The organism is Mesorhizobium sp. LSHC412B00 (genome assembly GCF_000503035.1).
Classification (GTDB): Bacteria; Pseudomonadota; Alphaproteobacteria; order Rhizobiales; family Rhizobiaceae; genus Mesorhizobium.
This window is the reverse complement of record NZ_AYWB01000035.1, coordinates 1-15,894: the sequence shown is the minus strand read 5'-3', so window position 1 is coordinate 15,894 and position 15,894 is coordinate 1. Positions and strand designations below refer to the sequence as shown.

The following is a 15,894-nucleotide window of genomic DNA, read 5'->3' as shown; positions in this document are numbered from 1 at the left end:
GCGGCGGACGCATAGGGGGAGAGAAGTGTCACCTATGTATCCGGTTCAAAGTGTTACCCATCTATCGGCTGGACACGTCGGCGTTCGCCTCCCACCCTTGCCCTATCAACAGCCCGCTCGTGCCACACGACAGCCAGGCCCTTTATCCCTATCTCCGGCCTGCGCTACGGCCGGCTGGTCGCGCGGGGAGGGACTGGAATTGACGTCGACGCCGATTGCCGCAGCTGAAGCGAAGGGCTTGCCGATCGGCGCGTTGCTTGGCGCCATGGTGTCGATCCAGATCGGCGCCACCTTCGCCAAGGGCCTGTTTCCACTGATTGGCGCCAACGGCACCACGGCGCTGCGGCTGGTCGTGGGGGCGCTGATGCTGGCGGCGGTGCTGAGGCCGTGGCGGGTGCGGCCGTCGCGCGCCGTGCTGCCCTGGCTCATCGCCTACGGCGTCAACCTCGCGGCGCTGAACCTGCTGTTTTATGCAGCGCTCGCCAGAATTCCGCTCGGCGTCGCGGTGGCGCTCGAATTCTCCGGCCCGCTGCTCGTGGCGACGCTGTCGTCGCGGCGCGCCACCGACTTCGTCTGGGTGGTGCTGGCCGTTGCCGGCATATTGCTGTTGTCGCCCTTCATCCACTCCGGCAGTGCACTCGACCCGATCGGCGTGATGCTGGCGCTGGCCGCCGGCGGCTGCTGGGCGCTCTACATCGTCTTTGCACAAAAGGCCGGCGCGGAGCTTGGCAGCCAGACCACGGCTTACGGGCTGGTCATTGCCGCTGCCGTCGGCCTGCCGTTCGGTCTGGCCGAGGCGGGCACGAACCTCATCGCACCCGCGATCCTGGTCAGCGCGCTGCTGGTCGGGCTGTTCTCCAGCGCCTTGCCGTTCTGGCTGGAGATGGTGGCGCTGACCCGGATGCCGGCCAGGCTCTACGGCACGCTGACCTGTCTGGAGCCGGCGCTGGGCGCGCTGGCCGGCTTCCTGTTCCTGCACGAGATCCTGAGCCCGTTGCAATGCGCGGGCATCGCCGCCGTGGTCGTCGCCGCCTTCGGCGCCGCGCTGACCATCAGGCCGCCGGTGCCATCGCCGGAATAGTGCCTGAAATGGGTATGTGACGCCGATGCCGTGGTCCGCCGGTCCCGTGTCCGGTTGCTCAAGCGCCTGCAGCATCGATATATGGATCGATGTATGCGCAGGAGATCCAGATGAGCAGGGCCGACAGCATTGCTTGAGCCGTCCGTGATCAAGGCAATACTCCTTGTCGGGTTCGCCGCTGTCGTTGCGGCTCTCGCCTGGCGGCTGGCGCGGTCTCGTCGCAGAGCCCGGCTTCGTGAAGATCCGGCCAACGACTACGCCGTGCGCCGCGACTGGTCGGGCAACCACGGCAAGCTCAATCATTCGTCCTTTGTCTATTTCGATGCCGATCGCGACGGCCGCTACGGGCTCGGCGACCGCCCGATGGCCGGCATCATGGTCAGACTGCATGATGGCGACGGCCGCTTCGTCGCCGCGGCGCGGAGCAATCGCGGCGGCTTTGCCAATTTCCTGGCGTCGACGAAACGTCGGGCCGCGCTCATCCATGTGCCGGGCAGCTACCGCTTCACCGTGTCGGTTCCGCCCGGCTGGTGCTCCAGCAGCGCCAACGAGGTCCAGTCGCAGCACCTCCGGCCGCTGCCGGGCTCGCCCACCGGGCTGGCCTCGGAAGCAATGCTGCAGCCGGTCGGCCTGTTTGCGATACGCCGGCTCAGCGGCCGCGTAGCGGACGGTGCTTCGGCGAGCATCTCGGTGATGGCGAAAGGGCAAGAGGTGGCGGTGCATCCGCTAAGTGCTGGGGCTGGCTTCCGTCTCGATCTGCCCGATGACGCCGACGCGATCGAAGTCACCGGCGATGGCATGGAACGACGACTGGCCTTGTCCGCCTACCCGACCGAGCTCGGCCTGCTGTCGCCCGAGAACGCGGCTGTCGACAGCGCCGCGTCCTTGCAGGCCATCGGTTTCGACGATGTCACGACGCGCGGCCTGCGCAAGGTGCCGTCCGGTTATGCCGGGTTGACCTGGTTCAACCTGAACGCACTGGCGCGCGATCATACCGAAGGCAGCGAAGGCTACGTCAACGGCAATATCTCGGGAGACCATGTCTGCTATACGAGCAGCGGACACCCGGCCGAATTCTCGAGCGACAAACCGTTCGGGTTCCATTCCGTGATGCTGACAGCGGCATGGTTGAAGTCCGAAGGCGAAACCGCACTGGTCGAGAGCTGGCTTGGCGACCGGCTGATCGCCAGCGACACGATCGTCCTGTCGGCACTGGCGCCCGTCCACTATGCGCCGATGCTGGCGGCGGTGACGCGCGTACGCCTCTCCACGAGCCACTATTGGCAGCTAGTGCTCGACGATCTGGTGGTTGTGCGCTGAACGGTCCCGCCGCCTGCGGGAGATCATGCTCCGGAAACGATCAAGCCGCCCGACTCTGCCAGGAGGATCTCGATCTACCGGGGAACGAGTTTAGCCCGGAATAGGAGCAGAAGCGCCGTTCGCGGTGATCTGCGAGAGCTTGCCCTTTTTTACCAGCACTGGCTTGGAATAGGTCTTCCTCATTTTCCACTCTCCACGTCGGGCACCCAAAGCCCCGTTCCCGGCCAGACGGCACGAGGCGTCGGATAATCGGCCGCTAGACGGCGACCGGCCCGGAGCCGTTACCATTGTCGGCTGTAACCTGCGAGAGCTTGCCCTTCTTGACCAGCACCGGCTTCGAATAGGTCTTCTTCATGCCGCATCTCCAGTGTCAGGCGAGGCCGCCAGATCAGGCGACAGTCCGACTCAACGACTTCACTCGATCGGGCCGGAACCCGCTCCATTGGCGAGCGCCGTAACCTGCGAAAGCTTGCCTTTTTTGACCAGAACAGGCTTCGAATAGGTTTTCTTCATAGTGAATCCTCCAAGCTTACGCGATAATGCCAGACGGATCGGCACTGTCAACCTTCGCGGCGCCGTCGTCCCGCCCCGGGTTTTCTCGGTCCCGATGCACTAGATCATGATGAGATTTGGTTGCAATCTCATCATGATCTAACCCTTTGTTGGAGCATGATCTTTTCCAAAAACCGGACCCGCTTTTTGGAATCATGCTCTAACCCGCAAATCCACCTTCATCGAGAAAGCGTTGTTCTTGGGCGTGCATGGCGCGACCGAGGATCGGGTTGCGGTGCGGAAAACGTCCGAAACGGCGGATGATGTCGCGGTGATGTTCGGCCCGCTTCAGGTCGGACGGGCCGATGTCGCGCGACAGCGCCACCGAGCGGTCCTGGTCGGCAATCGCTTCGGAATGCGCGAAGGGCAGCCCGAAGAACAGCCGCAGCGAGGGATCGACCATCCGCTGGAACCCGGCATCGATCGCCTCAGTAGCGATCGCGCGGGCCTTCGCGTCGCTGGCATACATGCGCGGCGTGTCGCGAAAGGCGTTGCGCGGGAACTGGTCGAGCAGCAGGATCAGCGCCAGAGCCCCGTAGGGCGTCGCCATCCAGCCATCGCAGTCGCCGCGCGCTGCGGCCTCATGCAGCCGCAGGAAGCGATCGCGAAACTCGCGGTCGAAGGCCGCATCCTTGGCGAACCACGCGGCAGGTCCTGCCTGCCACCAGAAGCCGACCACGGCGGCAGCGGCATCCGGCACATTCTTCCGGGCGGCGAGGCCGCCCGGTTCGACGGTTGCGATGGGGTCCATTGTCAGGCCGCCTTCGCATCGCCGGCCAGTGCCGCCCAGTCCAGCGCTCTTGCCCAATCGGCGAATGAGGTCGGCTTCACCGGCAGCAGACGGGTCGTCTGGCCGAGATCGACGGCAAGCACGGTCTGCTTCTGGCTGTGGATCCAGGCATAGCTGGCGGCAGTCTGTTCGGCGGCGTCCTTGCCGAGCATGGTTTCGAGCGCGGCGGCGAAGTCCGCCAGCGGCACCGGATAATAGCTGACTTCGCGGCCGACAATGCCTGACAGGATGACGGCCATCTCCGGTCCGGTCAGCGCCTGCGGCCCGCCAATGTCGAAGCTGGCACCGGCAAGCTCCGGATGCCGCAGCGCTTCGACCACATAGGCCGCCATATCCTGCCAGGAGATCCAGGAGGTCTGGAAGTTGGTCGGCAGCGGATAGGCGAGGACGCCCTGATGCATGATCGCCGGCGCGCTCCAGGGCGCTGCGATATTGCTCATGGCCAGCGTCGGCTTTAGGACGATGGATGGCGGGCCGAACGTCTTGATGTAGTCGATGAGTTCGGCCTTGGCATCCATCACCGCCGTGCCGGAATGGCCCGACACATGGCCGCTGGTGTTGAACACCAGTAGCTTGACGCCGCCTTGCTGCGCCGCCTCCGCAATGTTGCGGCCGTAGCGCAGGATCTCTTCAGGGCTTGCACCGACCGGCAAGGTCAGCGCCACCGCATCGACGCCGAGGCAGGCGAGGGCCAGTCGGCCGGGGTCGGCGAGATCACCGCGCACGATGTTGACCCCATCGCCGAACGGATCGGGCGAGCCCTTGCGTAACAGGACACGCACCGTGGGGCCGGCGGCGCGGCAAGCGCTGACAATGGCCGACCCTTGGGCGCCGGAGGCGCCGGTGACCAGAATCGAATTGGGAAAGTTTGGCATGGATTTGCTCCTCTCTGAATGAGTGCCGACGAAACCGGCACCACCGTCTTCGCGTCGAAGAAGGCATTCGCAACTTTACTCTGCTGAATCCAGTGATATGATTTCAGGAATATGCTGAACAAAATTGACTTGGCGCGCGCCGATCTCAATTTGCTGGTCTTGTTCCAAGCCATCATGGAGGAGCGGCATGTCGGTCGCTCGGCGGAGCGGCTAAACCTGTCGGCCTCGGCGGTCAGCCATGGCCTTGGCCGGCTGCGCAAGCTGCTTGGGGATCCGTTGTTCCTGAAGACGCCGCGCGGCGTCGTGCCCACCGACCGGGCAACGGAGCTTGCCGAACCGGTGGCCGAGATCCTGGCGCGGGTGCGCCGGGTGATCGCCAGCGCCGAGCCGTTCGATCCGGCCCGCTCGACGCGCCGCTTCACCATCGGTGCGCCGGATGCGGTGTCGTCCGTGCTCCTGCCGCCGCTGCTCGACCAGATCCGCTTTTTGGCCCCCGGCATCGACATCGGCATCCGGCAACTGCTGCCGCGCCAAGGTGAACCGTCGCCCACTACTGCCTGGAGCGACTGTGTCGCCGAACTCGAAGCGCGCGCCATGGATGTCGCGGTGATTCCGTTCGACGGCCTGCCGGCACGCTTCACCGTCGACAAGCTCTATGAGGAGGATTTCGTCGTCGCCATGCGCGCCGGCCACCGCTTCGCCGGCGATCCGTGCCTCGACGCCTATTGCAGCGTGCAGCATATGGTCGTCTCGAACAATGGCGATCCGAACGGGTTTGTCGACAGGGTGCTGGCTGAACGCGGCCTGTCGCGTCGCGTCGCGCTGACTGTCCCCAACTTTATGTTCGGACTGGCCGTGCTTGCTCAGACTGATCTGATATCGGCCTATCCGCGCCGGTTCCTCGCCATGTATGGCGGCCGTTTCGGTGTCGTCGGCGTCGATGCGCCCATCCGGCTCGGCCACTTCAACATCAACAGCATCGTGCCGAAGGTTGCGCTGATGGATGCGGGTCTGGCCTGGTTGGTCGGCCTGCTCAAACAGAGCGGCAATGCAGCGCGGACTGGCCCAGCCTAAACATTGGCCTTGCCGTCGCGCCGCACTCACAGTTCCTTTTCCGCCAGTTCGCGGAAGGCATCGGGAACCGAGCGCCGGGCTTCCAGCGCCACGGCGCCATAGCCGACAGCCTCTCTGCCAAAGCGCTGGCGGATCTTGTCGATGGCGCGGTCGGCGCCAAAGCGCGCCAGGCCTTGCCTGCTGCCGGGTCGCTGCTTTTCATCGGCAAGCCCGAGCGGCAGCTCCAACTGCAGCTCGGCACTTTCTTCCAGCTGCGACACCGAGATCGCCAGCAGCGAGATGGTCTTCTCCCGAGGGTTGGCGGCCAGCACGCCGCGCACCAGCTCCCCGGCGATTTCGGCCAGCATCGCGGTTGCCGAAATCGGTTGCTCGAGCGTCAGCGAGCGTGTGACCGCGTGCAGATCGGCGAAACGCACGCGCACCGTCACCGTGCGCCCGGGCCGTGATTTCGCCCTGAGCCGGCTGGCGACCCGGTCTGCCAGATGCAGCAGGACGGGTCCGAAGATACGCGCCTCGGCCGGCCGTCTGCCAAGCGCCGACTGCGCGCCGGCGGAATGCGACCGCCTGTGGGTTTCGAGCTTTCGCGGGTCGCGGTTCCATGCCAGCGACGCCAGCTTTTCGCCGGTGGCGGGCCCGAGCAACCTTCGCAGCGCCCCGCTATGCGTCTTTGCCAACTGGCCGATGGTCTCGATGCCGATCTCGGCCAGCCGCGCCTTGGTCGCCGGGCCGACGCCCCACATCAGGCCGACCGGCAGATCATGCAGGAAGGCAAGTTCGGTGTTCGGATCGACCACCACCAGGCCGTCGGGCTTGGCCACCTGCGAGGCGATCTTGGCCAGATGCTTGGTGCGCGCCACGCCGATCGAGATCGGCAGGCCGAGCTCTGCCCGGACGCGCCGACGCACCGTGGCGGCGATCTCGGCCGGCGGCCCGAACAGATGCGTGCAGCCGGCGACGTCGGCAAAGGCTTCATCGATGGAAATCCGCTCGACCAGCGGCGTGAAATCGTCGAGCACCTTGATGGCGGCGTCGCCCAGCCGCTGATAGTCGGCGAAATGGCCGCCGACGAAGATCAGTCCGGGGCAAAGCTCGCGCGCGCGTCGTCCGGGCATGCCGCCGCGCACGCCGAAAACCCTGGCTTCGTAGGAAGCGGCAAGCACGACGCCGCCGCCGACGGCGATCGGCTTGCCCCTGAGCGCCGGGTCGAGCAGCTGCTCGACCGAGGCGTAGAAGGCGTCGAGATCCGCATGCAGGATGGTGGGCTCCATCCCGACCGTTCCCTTTGCGGCGTTGCAGCATTAGCCGCGTCTGTTGTGAGAGGCGTTTTTGCCGAACAAATAGAGAACAAACAGGGCCTATTGTCAAGCGAAGCGGTTGTCGCCGGCCGGCCCGTTCCAGGTCGGGCTGTCGAGTGCTCCGCCTGGGCATCGGACCTGCGGAACATTGTCTCTCGCCTCGGCGTTCATATCCGCGACGGGACGCTGTTTTTGTGGAGGCCGGTATGGGCCAGTTCGAGATGATCGACCTCGTCAGCGTCATTGACGCCTGCACGAGCGATCGCGTTGCCGGGCACTGCGTGTCAATGGCCAGGGCGGTGGAGGAGTTGCGAGTGCTGACCGGTGATTTCGTATCGCCGGACGAGACGGTGGCCAACGCGCTGTCGGCAGTGGCGCTGGGGCGCGGCTGCGCGGTGGTGTTCGACGAGCGAGCGGGCGCCGACATCTTGCTGACGCCGTAGCGCGGCGGCGCCGGGTTGTGGCAGCCAGAAAAGTCGAACAGCGTGCAAAAAGCTGTGCAGGCATGGCCCCATAACCGGGGCGTGGAAAAGTTCTGCGCGTGGGTGTATTCTCCAGGTCGCAAGCGGTCGCAGACCGCATAGGGGGAGAAATGACATGCCGAGGGTTTCAGAACTCTTTTTCAAAACTGCCATCTTGTTCCTGATGTTGGGGATTGCGGCCGGCCTGCAGATGGCGATCTCGGGCGACCACGCCGCTTTTCCGGCGCACGCGCATATCAATCTGCTCGGTTGGGTGACGAGCGCCATCTTCGGCGGCTACTACGCGCTCAATCCGCAAAAGGCGGCGCGTCGCATCGCCATGATCCACTACGGGCTCTACACACTCGGCCTGGTGATCATGCTGCCGGCGCTGTATGTGATGCTGCAGGGAAACCCGGCGCTTGAACCGATCGTCGCCGGCGGCTCGCTCATCGTCGCCGCTGCCGTTCTGGTTTTTGCTTTCGTGGTGTTTTCGCCCGAAACGGCGCGCTCGGTGTCCGGCGTGGTGCCGGCTTCTCGCTGACTGTTCGCGCAGCGATCAAGTCCGACCCGCGTTCGCGACCCGCCACGCGGGTTGGCCAGGCCGATGGCCGCAGCCGCTGGCTGCGGTGTCTATCGCCGCGTCGGCGCTTAACATACCCGAGTCCCACCACGTATTATTTCGTGACTATTTGGCGCCGGAACCTTCCCAGATATCGCGCGTTGCGGCGACTGTATTCGCGCTGCCTTATATATAGGCAGACTTGAGTACGTCCACAGCATGGGTTGGGGGAGGAGCAGGCCACCATGTCGAACAGAGAAATCGGAACGTCGGCCTCACTGGGCCGACGCATCGCCGATCTGAAAGCCAGGATGCGAGACGCCAGCGTTACTGAACACGAGATGCAGACCTTCCAGAAGGTCGCGGCCATCATGGGGGGTGTCGAAGGCTCCCTACGCCTCGACGCCGACGACCTGATCGCGGCGTCCTTCGTCACCGAGGCGCTCGGCGATCCCGGGTCGAACTGAAGGCCAGAGCCCGTCGGCACTCAAGTGCCGGCGGTCGATGGCCCGATTCGCAGCGCTGCATGCGAGCGTGCCCGCACCGCCCGCGCCGGGGATCTCTTGCGCACTTTGAAGCTTTCAGGCGAGCGGCCTCCACGGCGCTTGAAATATCGGACTTCGCGTTCGTGCTTCTCGGCTGCCTCGCGGCTGTCGAACGTGCTGAGATTGCGTCGCCGTCCAGCCCTTGACCACAAGGGCTAAGCCAAAATCGCCAAGGCGCCTTAAACGAAGGATCCGGCCAGCCGGATCCTTCGAAATATCAATCGCGATGCTCCGGCATCGCCTTCAGCTCATCCTTGGTCCAACTGGTGACGGCGTGGACGTCCCGGGAAACTTCTCGAAAGTCCGCGGTCGCTGCCTTACACGTCGTCGAACGGGCCGCCGCGCCTCGCCAGGTCGTGACCAATGGCGGCTTCCTCGGCGTCGTCGGGCAAGGCATCGTCACTGTCCTGGTAGGGGTTGTCGTCATCCTCCTCGGGCAGTTCGCCTTCCTTCTCGACACCGGTGGTGTCCGGCAGGCTTTCCTCATCTGCTCCGTCGGGCAGGACCGTTGCGCCACGCAGCGCATCCCAATCCTGCCGACCCGGCGTCGGCGCTTCCACGTCATCATTGGCGATCCTGTCGCGGGCATCGTTTTTGCTCGGTGGCGCCTCGACCTCGTCATTGGGTTTTCTGTTTCGTTCCATGATTGCCTCCTCTGGGCGGCTTAGCGTCGAGAAGGTGGAACTCACTTCCGGCTGCCAGGTTCCAGCAACCACTCCAGCTTCAGTGGAACCAATTGCCGCCAGTCTGCTTTGCCAAGGACTAGTCTGCTTTGCCAAGGAGATGAATCCAGAGGAGCTGGACCATGAAGACTTTCCCCCTCATCCCATGCGTGCTGCTCTTGGCGCTGGTCGACCCGGCGGCCGCGCAGGACAATAGCGACCAGAACGGCCCTGCCGCGCCTTGCCAAGCGCAGCCTCAGGACGATGGTCAGAAGCCGCCGGTCGCCAATGGCGGCGGCGAATCGACCAGCACGCTCGGTCCCTGCGGCGGCGTGCTGCAGCCGCCGCCCAGTGGTGACCAGGGTATGACGCAGCCGCCGCCGGATCAGGGCAAGACGCCGGTGATCAAGCCTGGCGAGGTGCCTGGGCAGCCGCCGAAGCAATGACCTTTGCTTGAAACTTCACGGCGTGGCACGAAGGCGGTCGGTTCCGATCTTGGCCGGGCGACGCGGTCACCGGATCAATGCCGGCGCCGGCCGCAATCGCCACCGGAATTGGAGCCGTGCATCATCCATGTCGAAGGTCTCCTGAGGGATTGTGCTTCAATGCGAATCTTGCGGGTGCGGGTTCTGCGGGCATGACCGGGAAGCCGATCAATTTAGTCTCCGCTTGCGGAACAAGACCGTACCGGCTGCGTTTGCCTCCAGGAGCCCGCCACCTCGATCTGCGCTGTTTTCGCCTCATGCGGGAACACGGCGGAGCTCGCCAACAACGACAGGAGACGAAGATGAAAACCATCCTTATTCCCGCCGTCGCCGGGCTCGCCATGATCGCTGGTATCGGCATTGCCGCCGCCGACGAGGTGATCGTCACGCAGCCGGCACAGCAGCAGGTGATCATCACCCCGGAACAGCGCACGGTCGTGCACCAGTACGTAAAGAAACATCCGCTTGCCTCTGTCAATCTGCTCGGCGTCGAATTGAATGTCGGCACTGCCTTGCCTGACACTGTCGAGCTGCAGGAGGTTCCCGACGTTCAGTACAGATACGCCGTCGTCGACAACCATACCGTGTTGGTCGACCCCAGCACGCGCAGGATTGTCGAGGTGGTCGAGTAACGCTCGACAACCTAACCATTCATCGGTGATACGGCCCTGTCGTTCTTCCCAAAAGGGCGGCAGGGCCGAATGACGAACATGATGAAAGGAGAATTGCCATGTTGCCGCATGTCGAGACCCCGAACTCCGCCAATGTTGCGGCGTGTTGCGACAAGTTGCTGGCCGAGCGCAACACGGCGCTGTTATCGATGAAGGAAGCGATCGCGCTCCTGCGGGAGCGCACCGGCACCGATCGTTCGGATGCCGACCTCGCGGGGCTGATCGTCAAGAAAGCGGCGCTGCTCGGCGTTGCGGTGATTTCCGACCCGCGCTGAGATGTCTCGTCACTCAAGACGCCGGCCGAATTTTCGGCTAATGTTTTCGTGGAATCTGGACCAACCGACCGGACCCAACCACGGAGGCTTAAGTGACGGACGACAAACAGGACCGCATTCGCCAGCGCGCGCACGAGATCTGGGAAAAGGCCGGCCGGCCTGAAGGCGCGCATCAGGAACACTGGGAGCAGGCCACGGCTGAAGTCGATGGCGCGGTCGCCAAGCCAAAAAAGGCGGCGAAGAAAGCTGACGCCAAGCCCGCCAAGGCAGCCGCCAAGCCAAAGGCAGCGAAGCCTGCCGCCGCAAAGTCCGGCAAAGCCAAATCGAAATAAGGCCAAGTCGAAATAAGACCAGTCGAAATAAAGCAAGGCCGGAATTCGCTGGCCGGGCCATCCTTGGCGCCCGCCGTTCAGGCGCGCCCGAGCCTCTCAACCTGACGAATTGCGCCTGCGACGGGCAGCGCAATTCCTTGTGTTTGGCGACAGGCGCCCTCATGCCTCCCAGGCATAACTCGACAGCGCAAAGCGAATGCCGGCAGCTGTCATGGCCAGTTCGCATTCGGTGATCTGGCGCAGGTGGCGCAGATAGCGCGTCACGGTCTGTGGCAGCCAGCCGGCGCAGGCCTCTACATAGGCGCGGCTGTGAACAAGGGTGCCGGTCGACAGCCTCTCGTCCTTCTCGGCAACGACTTTCAGATATTGGCGGATGAAGCGGATGTCGTCGGCGATGTCCTGGCTGGCCATTCGCCAGGCCCCGGCGAGGCGTTGGCACTGATCGAATGACAAGGGCAACAAAGGGGGCGGCAATAAAGGCGGCGGCAACAAAGGCGGCGGCAACGACGGGGGTGACAGCAAAGGCCGAGAGAGATCGGCGAAGGCAACATGGTTCGCTGTGCTCAAGGACATTCCTCTCTGCGAAAAGAGATATCGTACTTTATGTACGAATAAGCGTCAAGCCAATTTCGTACGGTTGGGACGATGGAAATGAATATAGCAGCGGTCGCTTCAGCTAATCCCGCATCGTGAATCCTTCAGGAGTCGCACCAATTTCGCGGAGGGATTTCCCCAGGATGGTGTGACTGTTTTCCCTCGTGGCGGCGTCGAACAGGTTCAAGCCGCCCCGGATCGTCTCGCGCCAGTTTTCGCCCTTGTCCCACGCTTCCATGAAGGCGAAGGCAAGGTCGTCCTGGCGACGCGTGGCTTCGAGCGCTTGGGTCAGCAGGCGCGCTTGATGGAGATCCTTCTCCCGCTTGGCGCCAGCGCTCGGCCCGCGTCGCGAGGCGACGATCAGCTTGTGGATGGCGTAGCGCTGGGGCGAGGGGACCAGCACAGGCAAGCCCGAGCGATGCAGGAGCACAGTCCGGATGGGGTCGCGGATAAGGAAATCCAGAAACCGTAAGGGCTGCGCGGAGTCTCTGCCGTTTTCTTATAATTACGTTTATCAGCTTGAATTTCAACGCAGTTATAAGAAGTTCGTGGAAACGTTATAACGCAACGAACTGACGAGTCGTCTGTTAACGCCCGGGCGCCCGGCACGTCTGGCCCAAAACACTTTCCCGCAGTGCCTCAACAAACGGCTTCCCCAATGCCGCGAACGGTGCTTTAACCCGCCCATCCACAGGGGTGCTCCGTATCGTCGGGGCTGAGATGAGGGCGGCAAGCCTTCGGACCCTAAAGCTGATCTGGATAATACCAGCGGAGCGAGGCGGGCGATGTTTTCAGGCGCACAGATTTCCCTTTATCCCATGACCGACGATTTCGTCGGCGTCATCCTCGGCGCGCTCGGCGCGCTCGATCCCTGGCGCGACCGGCTGCGGATCGAAACCGATGACATCTCGACCCTTATGGTCGGGCCGCCCGAGGTGCTGTTTCCCGCCATGCGCGACCTGTTCGTCGCGGCGGCCAAAAGCGGCAAGCACTGCGTGCTTTCGGCGGCGGTCTCGCGCGGCTGTCCGGGCGAGCCCGACGATCCGATCTGCCGCTCCGACGAGACCGGCGGCCCCGCCATTCCGCTGGACGAGCGCAAGATCGCCGCGATCCGCGCTGTCCAGGCCACGCCGTCGACCGGCCAGCCGGTGGCGGCGCAGTTCTCGCTCTACGTTATGGGCACGGGCGACCATATGGACGAGATCTACGGCTGCATCGATTTCCTGAAACAGTCCGGCGTCTTTGAGCGCTCAAAGAACTTCTGCACCAAATTGCGTGGCGATGCCGGTGCGGTGTTTGCCACGCTCAACGAGGCCTTCTGCCGCTTCGGCCCCGGCGCCGGCCACGTCACCCTCGACATCACGATCTCGGCGAACAGCCCGAGCGCCGTCTGAGCCGCGGCTCAAGCGTCGTTCCTTGAGGATATTGCCGTGGCTGGTTTATCTGACCCATTGCGTGGAGGAGATGCCTCTGACCCCTCAGCACAGAGAGGAGGGGAGCCATTGGCGATTGGCGAAGACCGCGATGCCCACGAATCTCCCCCCTCGAGCAGGAGATGGCCGGCAGGCCAGAGGGGGTCCCAGCGCGTGGAGCGCCGACGTCCTTTTCGCATCGGCAAGGCGTGGGCGCTCTATGCGAGACGACGCCCTCTGTCGCCTTCGGCGACATCTCCCCCTCGAGGGGGGAGATTAGCCGCAGCCATCGCCAAGACCATCCCCGCCGCCTGCGCCTCCGCCCTGCTCCTCGCGGCGTGGGAGCTCTACGCCCGCTATGGTGGCGCTGCGCCCACCATGCTGCCGGCGCCGTCGCGCGTGCTGCAGCAGGCCTGGGAGCATCGCGCTGCCCTTGCCGACAACACGCTGCCCACCATCCGCGCCACATCAGCCGGCTTCGCCTGCTCGTTGGTCGCTACCTTCGTGCTTTCGGCGCTGGTCGATTTCTTGGCCCCGCTGCGCCGCGCGCTGTTTCCGCTGCTGATTGTCAGCCAGACCTTGCCGCTGGTCGCGATTGCGCCGCTCATCGTACTGTGGTTCGGCTTCGGGCTGATGCCAAAAATCTTGCTTGTGGCGCTCGTTACCTTCTTCCCGATGATGGTGGCGCTGGTCGAGGGTTTTGCCGCGACCAGCAAGGCGATTTCGCAGATGCTCGCCACCATGGGGGCAGGGCGCTGGCGCATCTTCTGGCTGGCGCGCCTGCCTTCGGCGCTGCCCTATTTCTTCGCCGGGCTGCGCATCTCCATCACCTACGCCGTCGTCGGCGCGATCTTCGCCGAATATGCGGGGGCGGCGAAGGGGCTGGGCATCTACATGCTCAATGCCAAGAACAACTTTCGGCCCGATCTGGTGCTCGCCGCGGTCGCCGTCAGCGCCGCGCTCACGCTTGTCTTGTTCGCCATTGCGGTGCTCGTCCAGCGCTTCGCCATGCCTTGGGAGAATGCAGGGAGCGAAAGCCGCGACGGCAAGGTTGAAGCTGCAGAAGAGAACCGTCAATGACGCGGCTCGAACTCCGGGACATCAGGAAGAACTTCGGCGCGCTTGAGGTGCTCGCCGGCATTTCGCTTCATGTCGCGGCCGGCGAGTTCGTCTCCATCCTCGGCCCTTCCGGCGCCGGCAAGTCGACGCTGTTCCAGTTGCTGACCGGCGCGCTGAAAGGCGAGGGCGACATGCGCTTCGACGGCGCGCCATTGCAGGGCAGCCCCTTCGCCTTCATGCCGCAGCGCGACGCGCTGATGCCGTGGCGGCGCGTCATCGACAATGTGACGCTGGGGCTGGAAGTGCAGGGTCTTGGCCGCAAGGCGGCGCGCGAACGCGTCGCGCCGTTGTTCGCTGAGTTCGGCCTTGCCGGTTTCGAGCGCGCCTGGCCGGCCGAGCTTTCCGGCGGCATGCGCCAGCGCGCCGCCCTTTTGCGCACCGTGGTGCAGCAGCGCGACATGCTGCTGCTCGACGAGCCCTTTGGCGCGCTGGATGCACTGACCCGCGCGGGTATGCAGCGCTGGCTGGAAGGCATGTGGCAGCGCCAACGCTGGACGGCGCTGCTGATCACCCATGACGTGCGCGAAGCCGTCTACCTCTCCGATCGCATCTATCTGATGTCGGCGCGGCCGGCCCGCATCATCGGCGAGATTGCCGTGCCGCTGCCGCGCCCGCGCACCACCGGCAGCGATGCCGCGCGCCAGGCCGCCGCGCTCGAAGCCGACATCCTCGACACGCTGCTCAATCCCGGGACTGACCGGCCCTCGTTCCCGCAGACCGCTCAAAGGAGTTTTTCATGACCGAATTCACACGCCGGCAGGCTTTGCTGCTGACGCTGGCTGCCGGACTGCCGCTTGCCTCTCGCGCTCATGCGGCTACGCAAAAAATCACCGTCGCGCTCGACTGGACGGTCAACACCAACCATGTCGGCCTGTTCGTTGCCCGCGACAAAGGGTTCTACCACGAGGTCGGGCTCGATGTTGAGATCCTGCCCTATGGCGATACTGGCGGCGGCACGCTGGTCGCCAACCGCATCGCCGATTTCGGCATTGCCGGCGTCGGCCTGTTCACCCAGCGGGCTGCCGGCGCCGATCTCAAGGCGGTCTACGCCGTGGTCCAGCAGGAGACCGGCCGGTTGGTCTTCAACGCGGATCGCGGCGAGATCAAGAGTCCCAGGAATCTCGACGGTCTGACCTATGGCGGCTTCGGCAGCGCCTGGGAAAACACGCTGATCTCGACCATCATCCGCCACGATGGCGGCAAGGGCGTTTTCGAGACGGTGACATTAGGCACCTCGGCCTATGAGGCGCTGGCCAACGGCTCGGTCGACTTCACGCTGGAGGTCTCGACCTGGGAAGGCGTCGCTGCCGAGCTGAAAGGCGTCAGGCAGCGCGGCTTCCGCTACGCCGACTACGGCGTGCCCGACGAGCACACTACCTTGATCGCCTCCAGCAATGCCTATCTCCAGGCAAACCCGAAGGCCGCATCGGCCTTCGTCGAGGCAACGCGGCGCGGCTACCAATTTGCCTGCGATCACCCGCAGGAAGCCGGCGATCTGCTGATGGCTTCCAACAAGGATGCGCTGACCGACCCGGCGCTGATCCACGCTTCGCTGAAGATGCTCGTCGACGGGCATTTCTTGCGCAGCCAGGACGGCGTCATCGGCACCATCGACAGGGCCAAGATCGAGGCGATCGGTACCTACCTCTTCAGGGCCGGCATATTGCTCGATGGCGATGGCAAGGCTCTGAAGGAGAAGCCGGATTTCGGGGGGTATTTTACGAACGAGTTTTTGGGAGCGTAATCTCCCCCCTCGAGGGGGAGATGTCGCCGAAGGCGACAGAGGGGG

At 64.3% G+C, this 15,894-nt stretch carries 22 protein-coding genes, 1 pseudogene and 1 riboswitch; of the genes and pseudogenes, 14 read left to right on the top strand and 9 right to left on the bottom strand.

Going from position 1 to position 15,894, the window contains the following annotated elements:
• Nucleotides 1-199 precede the first annotated feature (199 nt).
• On the top strand, nt 200-1,081 hold the full coding sequence (locus tag X757_RS135660; RefSeq protein WP_023728145.1) for a DMT family transporter: 882 nt from the start codon (nt 200-202) through the stop codon (nt 1,079-1,081).
• 144 nt (nt 1,082-1,225) lie between these two features.
• A complete protein-coding gene (locus X757_RS135665; protein WP_245275141.1) occupies nt 1,226-2,401 on the top strand; it encodes a hypothetical protein in 1,176 nt (391 codons plus the stop codon).
• Nucleotides 2,402-2,491: 90 nt separating this feature from the next.
• On the opposite strand, the gene X757_RS1000000168375 is transcribed toward X757_RS135665, so the two are convergent.
• The 5 genes from X757_RS1000000168375 to X757_RS135675 form a co-directional block, all read right to left on the bottom strand.
• On the bottom strand, nt 2,492-2,584 hold the full coding sequence (locus X757_RS1000000168375; protein WP_023689018.1) for a hypothetical protein: 93 nt from the start codon (nt 2,582-2,584) through the stop codon (nt 2,492-2,494).
• Between the two features lie 73 nt (nt 2,585-2,657).
• Nucleotides 2,658-2,756 carry a hypothetical protein gene (locus X757_RS1000000167510; protein ID WP_023684816.1) on the bottom strand — a complete coding sequence of 33 codons (99 nt, stop codon included), beginning with the start codon at nt 2,754-2,756 and terminating at the stop codon, nt 2,658-2,660.
• 59 nt (nt 2,757-2,815) lie between these two features.
• Nucleotides 2,816-2,914: a hypothetical protein gene (locus X757_RS1000000167505; protein ID WP_023670351.1), complete on the bottom strand. Its 99-nt coding sequence runs from the start codon at nt 2,912-2,914 to the stop codon at nt 2,816-2,818.
• A 199-nt stretch (nt 2,915-3,113) separates the two neighbouring features.
• Nucleotides 3,114-3,704, bottom strand: coding sequence for a DUF924 family protein (locus X757_RS135670; RefSeq protein ID WP_023728143.1), 591 nt, complete (start codon nt 3,702-3,704; stop codon nt 3,114-3,116).
• A gap of 2 nt (nt 3,705-3,706) precedes the next feature.
• Nucleotides 3,707-4,618, bottom strand: coding sequence for an SDR family oxidoreductase (locus X757_RS135675; RefSeq protein WP_023728142.1), 912 nt, complete (start codon nt 4,616-4,618; stop codon nt 3,707-3,709).
• A gap of 111 nt (nt 4,619-4,729) precedes the next feature.
• Here X757_RS135675 and X757_RS135680 point away from each other — a divergent pair, with 111 nt between their 5' ends.
• The gene (locus tag X757_RS135680) at nt 4,730-5,692 is read left to right on the top strand and encodes a LysR family transcriptional regulator (protein WP_023728141.1); all 963 of its coding nucleotides are present in this window, start codon (nt 4,730-4,732) and stop codon (nt 5,690-5,692) included.
• Between the two features lie 26 nt (nt 5,693-5,718).
• Here X757_RS135680 and dinB read toward each other — a convergent pair whose 3' ends face one another.
• A complete protein-coding gene (gene dinB / locus X757_RS135685) occupies nt 5,719-6,960 on the bottom strand; it encodes a DNA polymerase IV (RefSeq protein WP_023728140.1) in 1,242 nt (413 codons plus the stop codon).
• 233 nt (nt 6,961-7,193) lie between these two features.
• On the opposite strand from dinB, the gene X757_RS135690 reads away from it, so the two are divergent.
• The 3 genes from X757_RS135690 to X757_RS135700 all read left to right on the top strand — a co-directional run bounded on the left by X757_RS135690 (nt 7,194) and on the right by X757_RS135700 (nt 8,477).
• Nucleotides 7,194-7,430: a hypothetical protein gene (locus X757_RS135690; protein ID WP_023670353.1), complete on the top strand. Its 237-nt coding sequence runs from the start codon at nt 7,194-7,196 to the stop codon at nt 7,428-7,430.
• Nucleotides 7,431-7,584: 154 nt separating this feature from the next.
• Nucleotides 7,585-7,992, top strand: a complete 408-nt coding sequence (locus tag X757_RS135695; RefSeq protein ID WP_023684822.1) for a hypothetical protein — start codon at nt 7,585-7,587, stop codon at nt 7,990-7,992.
• Nucleotides 7,993-8,255: 263 nt separating this feature from the next.
• Nucleotides 8,256-8,477: a hypothetical protein gene (locus tag X757_RS135700; protein ID WP_023670355.1), complete on the top strand. Its 222-nt coding sequence runs from the start codon at nt 8,256-8,258 to the stop codon at nt 8,475-8,477.
• 395 nt (nt 8,478-8,872) lie between these two features.
• Here X757_RS135700 and X757_RS0135395 read toward each other — a convergent pair whose 3' ends face one another.
• The gene (locus X757_RS0135395; protein ID WP_023670357.1) at nt 8,873-9,199 is read right to left on the bottom strand and encodes a hypothetical protein; all 327 of its coding nucleotides are present in this window, start codon (nt 9,197-9,199) and stop codon (nt 8,873-8,875) included.
• A 161-nt stretch (nt 9,200-9,360) separates the two neighbouring features.
• On the opposite strand from X757_RS0135395, the gene X757_RS135705 reads away from it, so the two are divergent.
• From X757_RS135705 to X757_RS135720, 4 genes are all read left to right on the top strand, one after another.
• Entirely contained in the window at nt 9,361-9,663 is a 303-nt protein-coding gene (locus tag X757_RS135705; RefSeq protein WP_023728138.1) for a hypothetical protein, read from the top strand.
• A gap of 341 nt (nt 9,664-10,004) precedes the next feature.
• Nucleotides 10,005-10,334: a DUF1236 domain-containing protein gene (locus tag X757_RS135710; protein WP_023670359.1), complete on the top strand. Its 330-nt coding sequence runs from the start codon at nt 10,005-10,007 to the stop codon at nt 10,332-10,334.
• Between the two features lie 98 nt (nt 10,335-10,432).
• Nucleotides 10,433-10,648, top strand: a complete 216-nt coding sequence (locus X757_RS135715) for a hypothetical protein (protein ID WP_023670360.1) — start codon at nt 10,433-10,435, stop codon at nt 10,646-10,648.
• 92 nt (nt 10,649-10,740) lie between these two features.
• On the top strand, nt 10,741-10,980 hold the full coding sequence (locus tag X757_RS135720) for a DUF2934 domain-containing protein (RefSeq protein WP_023684825.1): 240 nt from the start codon (nt 10,741-10,743) through the stop codon (nt 10,978-10,980).
• 159 nt (nt 10,981-11,139) lie between these two features.
• Here the strand turns inward: X757_RS135720 and X757_RS135725 are convergent, their stop codons facing one another.
• Complete coding sequence (locus X757_RS135725; protein WP_023684826.1) at nt 11,140-11,391, bottom strand: hypothetical protein; 252 nt, start codon at nt 11,389-11,391, stop codon at nt 11,140-11,142.
• Between the two features lie 265 nt (nt 11,392-11,656).
• Nucleotides 11,657-12,046, bottom strand: a pseudogene (locus tag X757_RS135730) (GSU2403 family nucleotidyltransferase fold protein); the annotation flags it as partial.
• A 210-nt stretch (nt 12,047-12,256) separates the two neighbouring features.
• A riboswitch (TPP riboswitch) is annotated at nt 12,257-12,369 on the top strand.
• Between X757_RS135730 and X757_RS135735 the strand changes: the two are divergent.
• The 4 genes from X757_RS135735 to X757_RS135750 all read left to right on the top strand — a co-directional run bounded on the left by X757_RS135735 (nt 12,360) and on the right by X757_RS135750 (nt 15,849).
• A complete protein-coding gene (locus X757_RS135735; protein ID WP_023670364.1) occupies nt 12,360-12,968 on the top strand; it encodes a YkoF family thiamine/hydroxymethylpyrimidine-binding protein in 609 nt (202 codons plus the stop codon). (Overlaps the previous riboswitch by 10 nt.)
• Nucleotides 12,969-13,223: 255 nt before the next feature.
• Nucleotides 13,224-14,066, top strand: a complete 843-nt coding sequence (locus X757_RS135740) for an ABC transporter permease (protein ID WP_031251760.1) — start codon at nt 13,224-13,226, stop codon at nt 14,064-14,066.
• Nucleotides 14,063-14,845: an ABC transporter ATP-binding protein gene (locus X757_RS135745; RefSeq protein ID WP_023689010.1), complete on the top strand. Its 783-nt coding sequence runs from the start codon at nt 14,063-14,065 to the stop codon at nt 14,843-14,845. Before X757_RS135740 ends, X757_RS135745 begins: the two co-directional genes overlap by 4 nt.
• Nucleotides 14,842-15,849 carry an ABC transporter substrate-binding protein gene (locus X757_RS135750; protein ID WP_023689009.1) on the top strand — a complete coding sequence of 336 codons (1,008 nt, stop codon included), beginning with the start codon at nt 14,842-14,844 and terminating at the stop codon, nt 15,847-15,849. The genes X757_RS135745 and X757_RS135750 overlap by 4 nt, the downstream gene beginning before the upstream one ends.
• Nucleotides 15,850-15,894 lie beyond the last annotated feature (45 nt).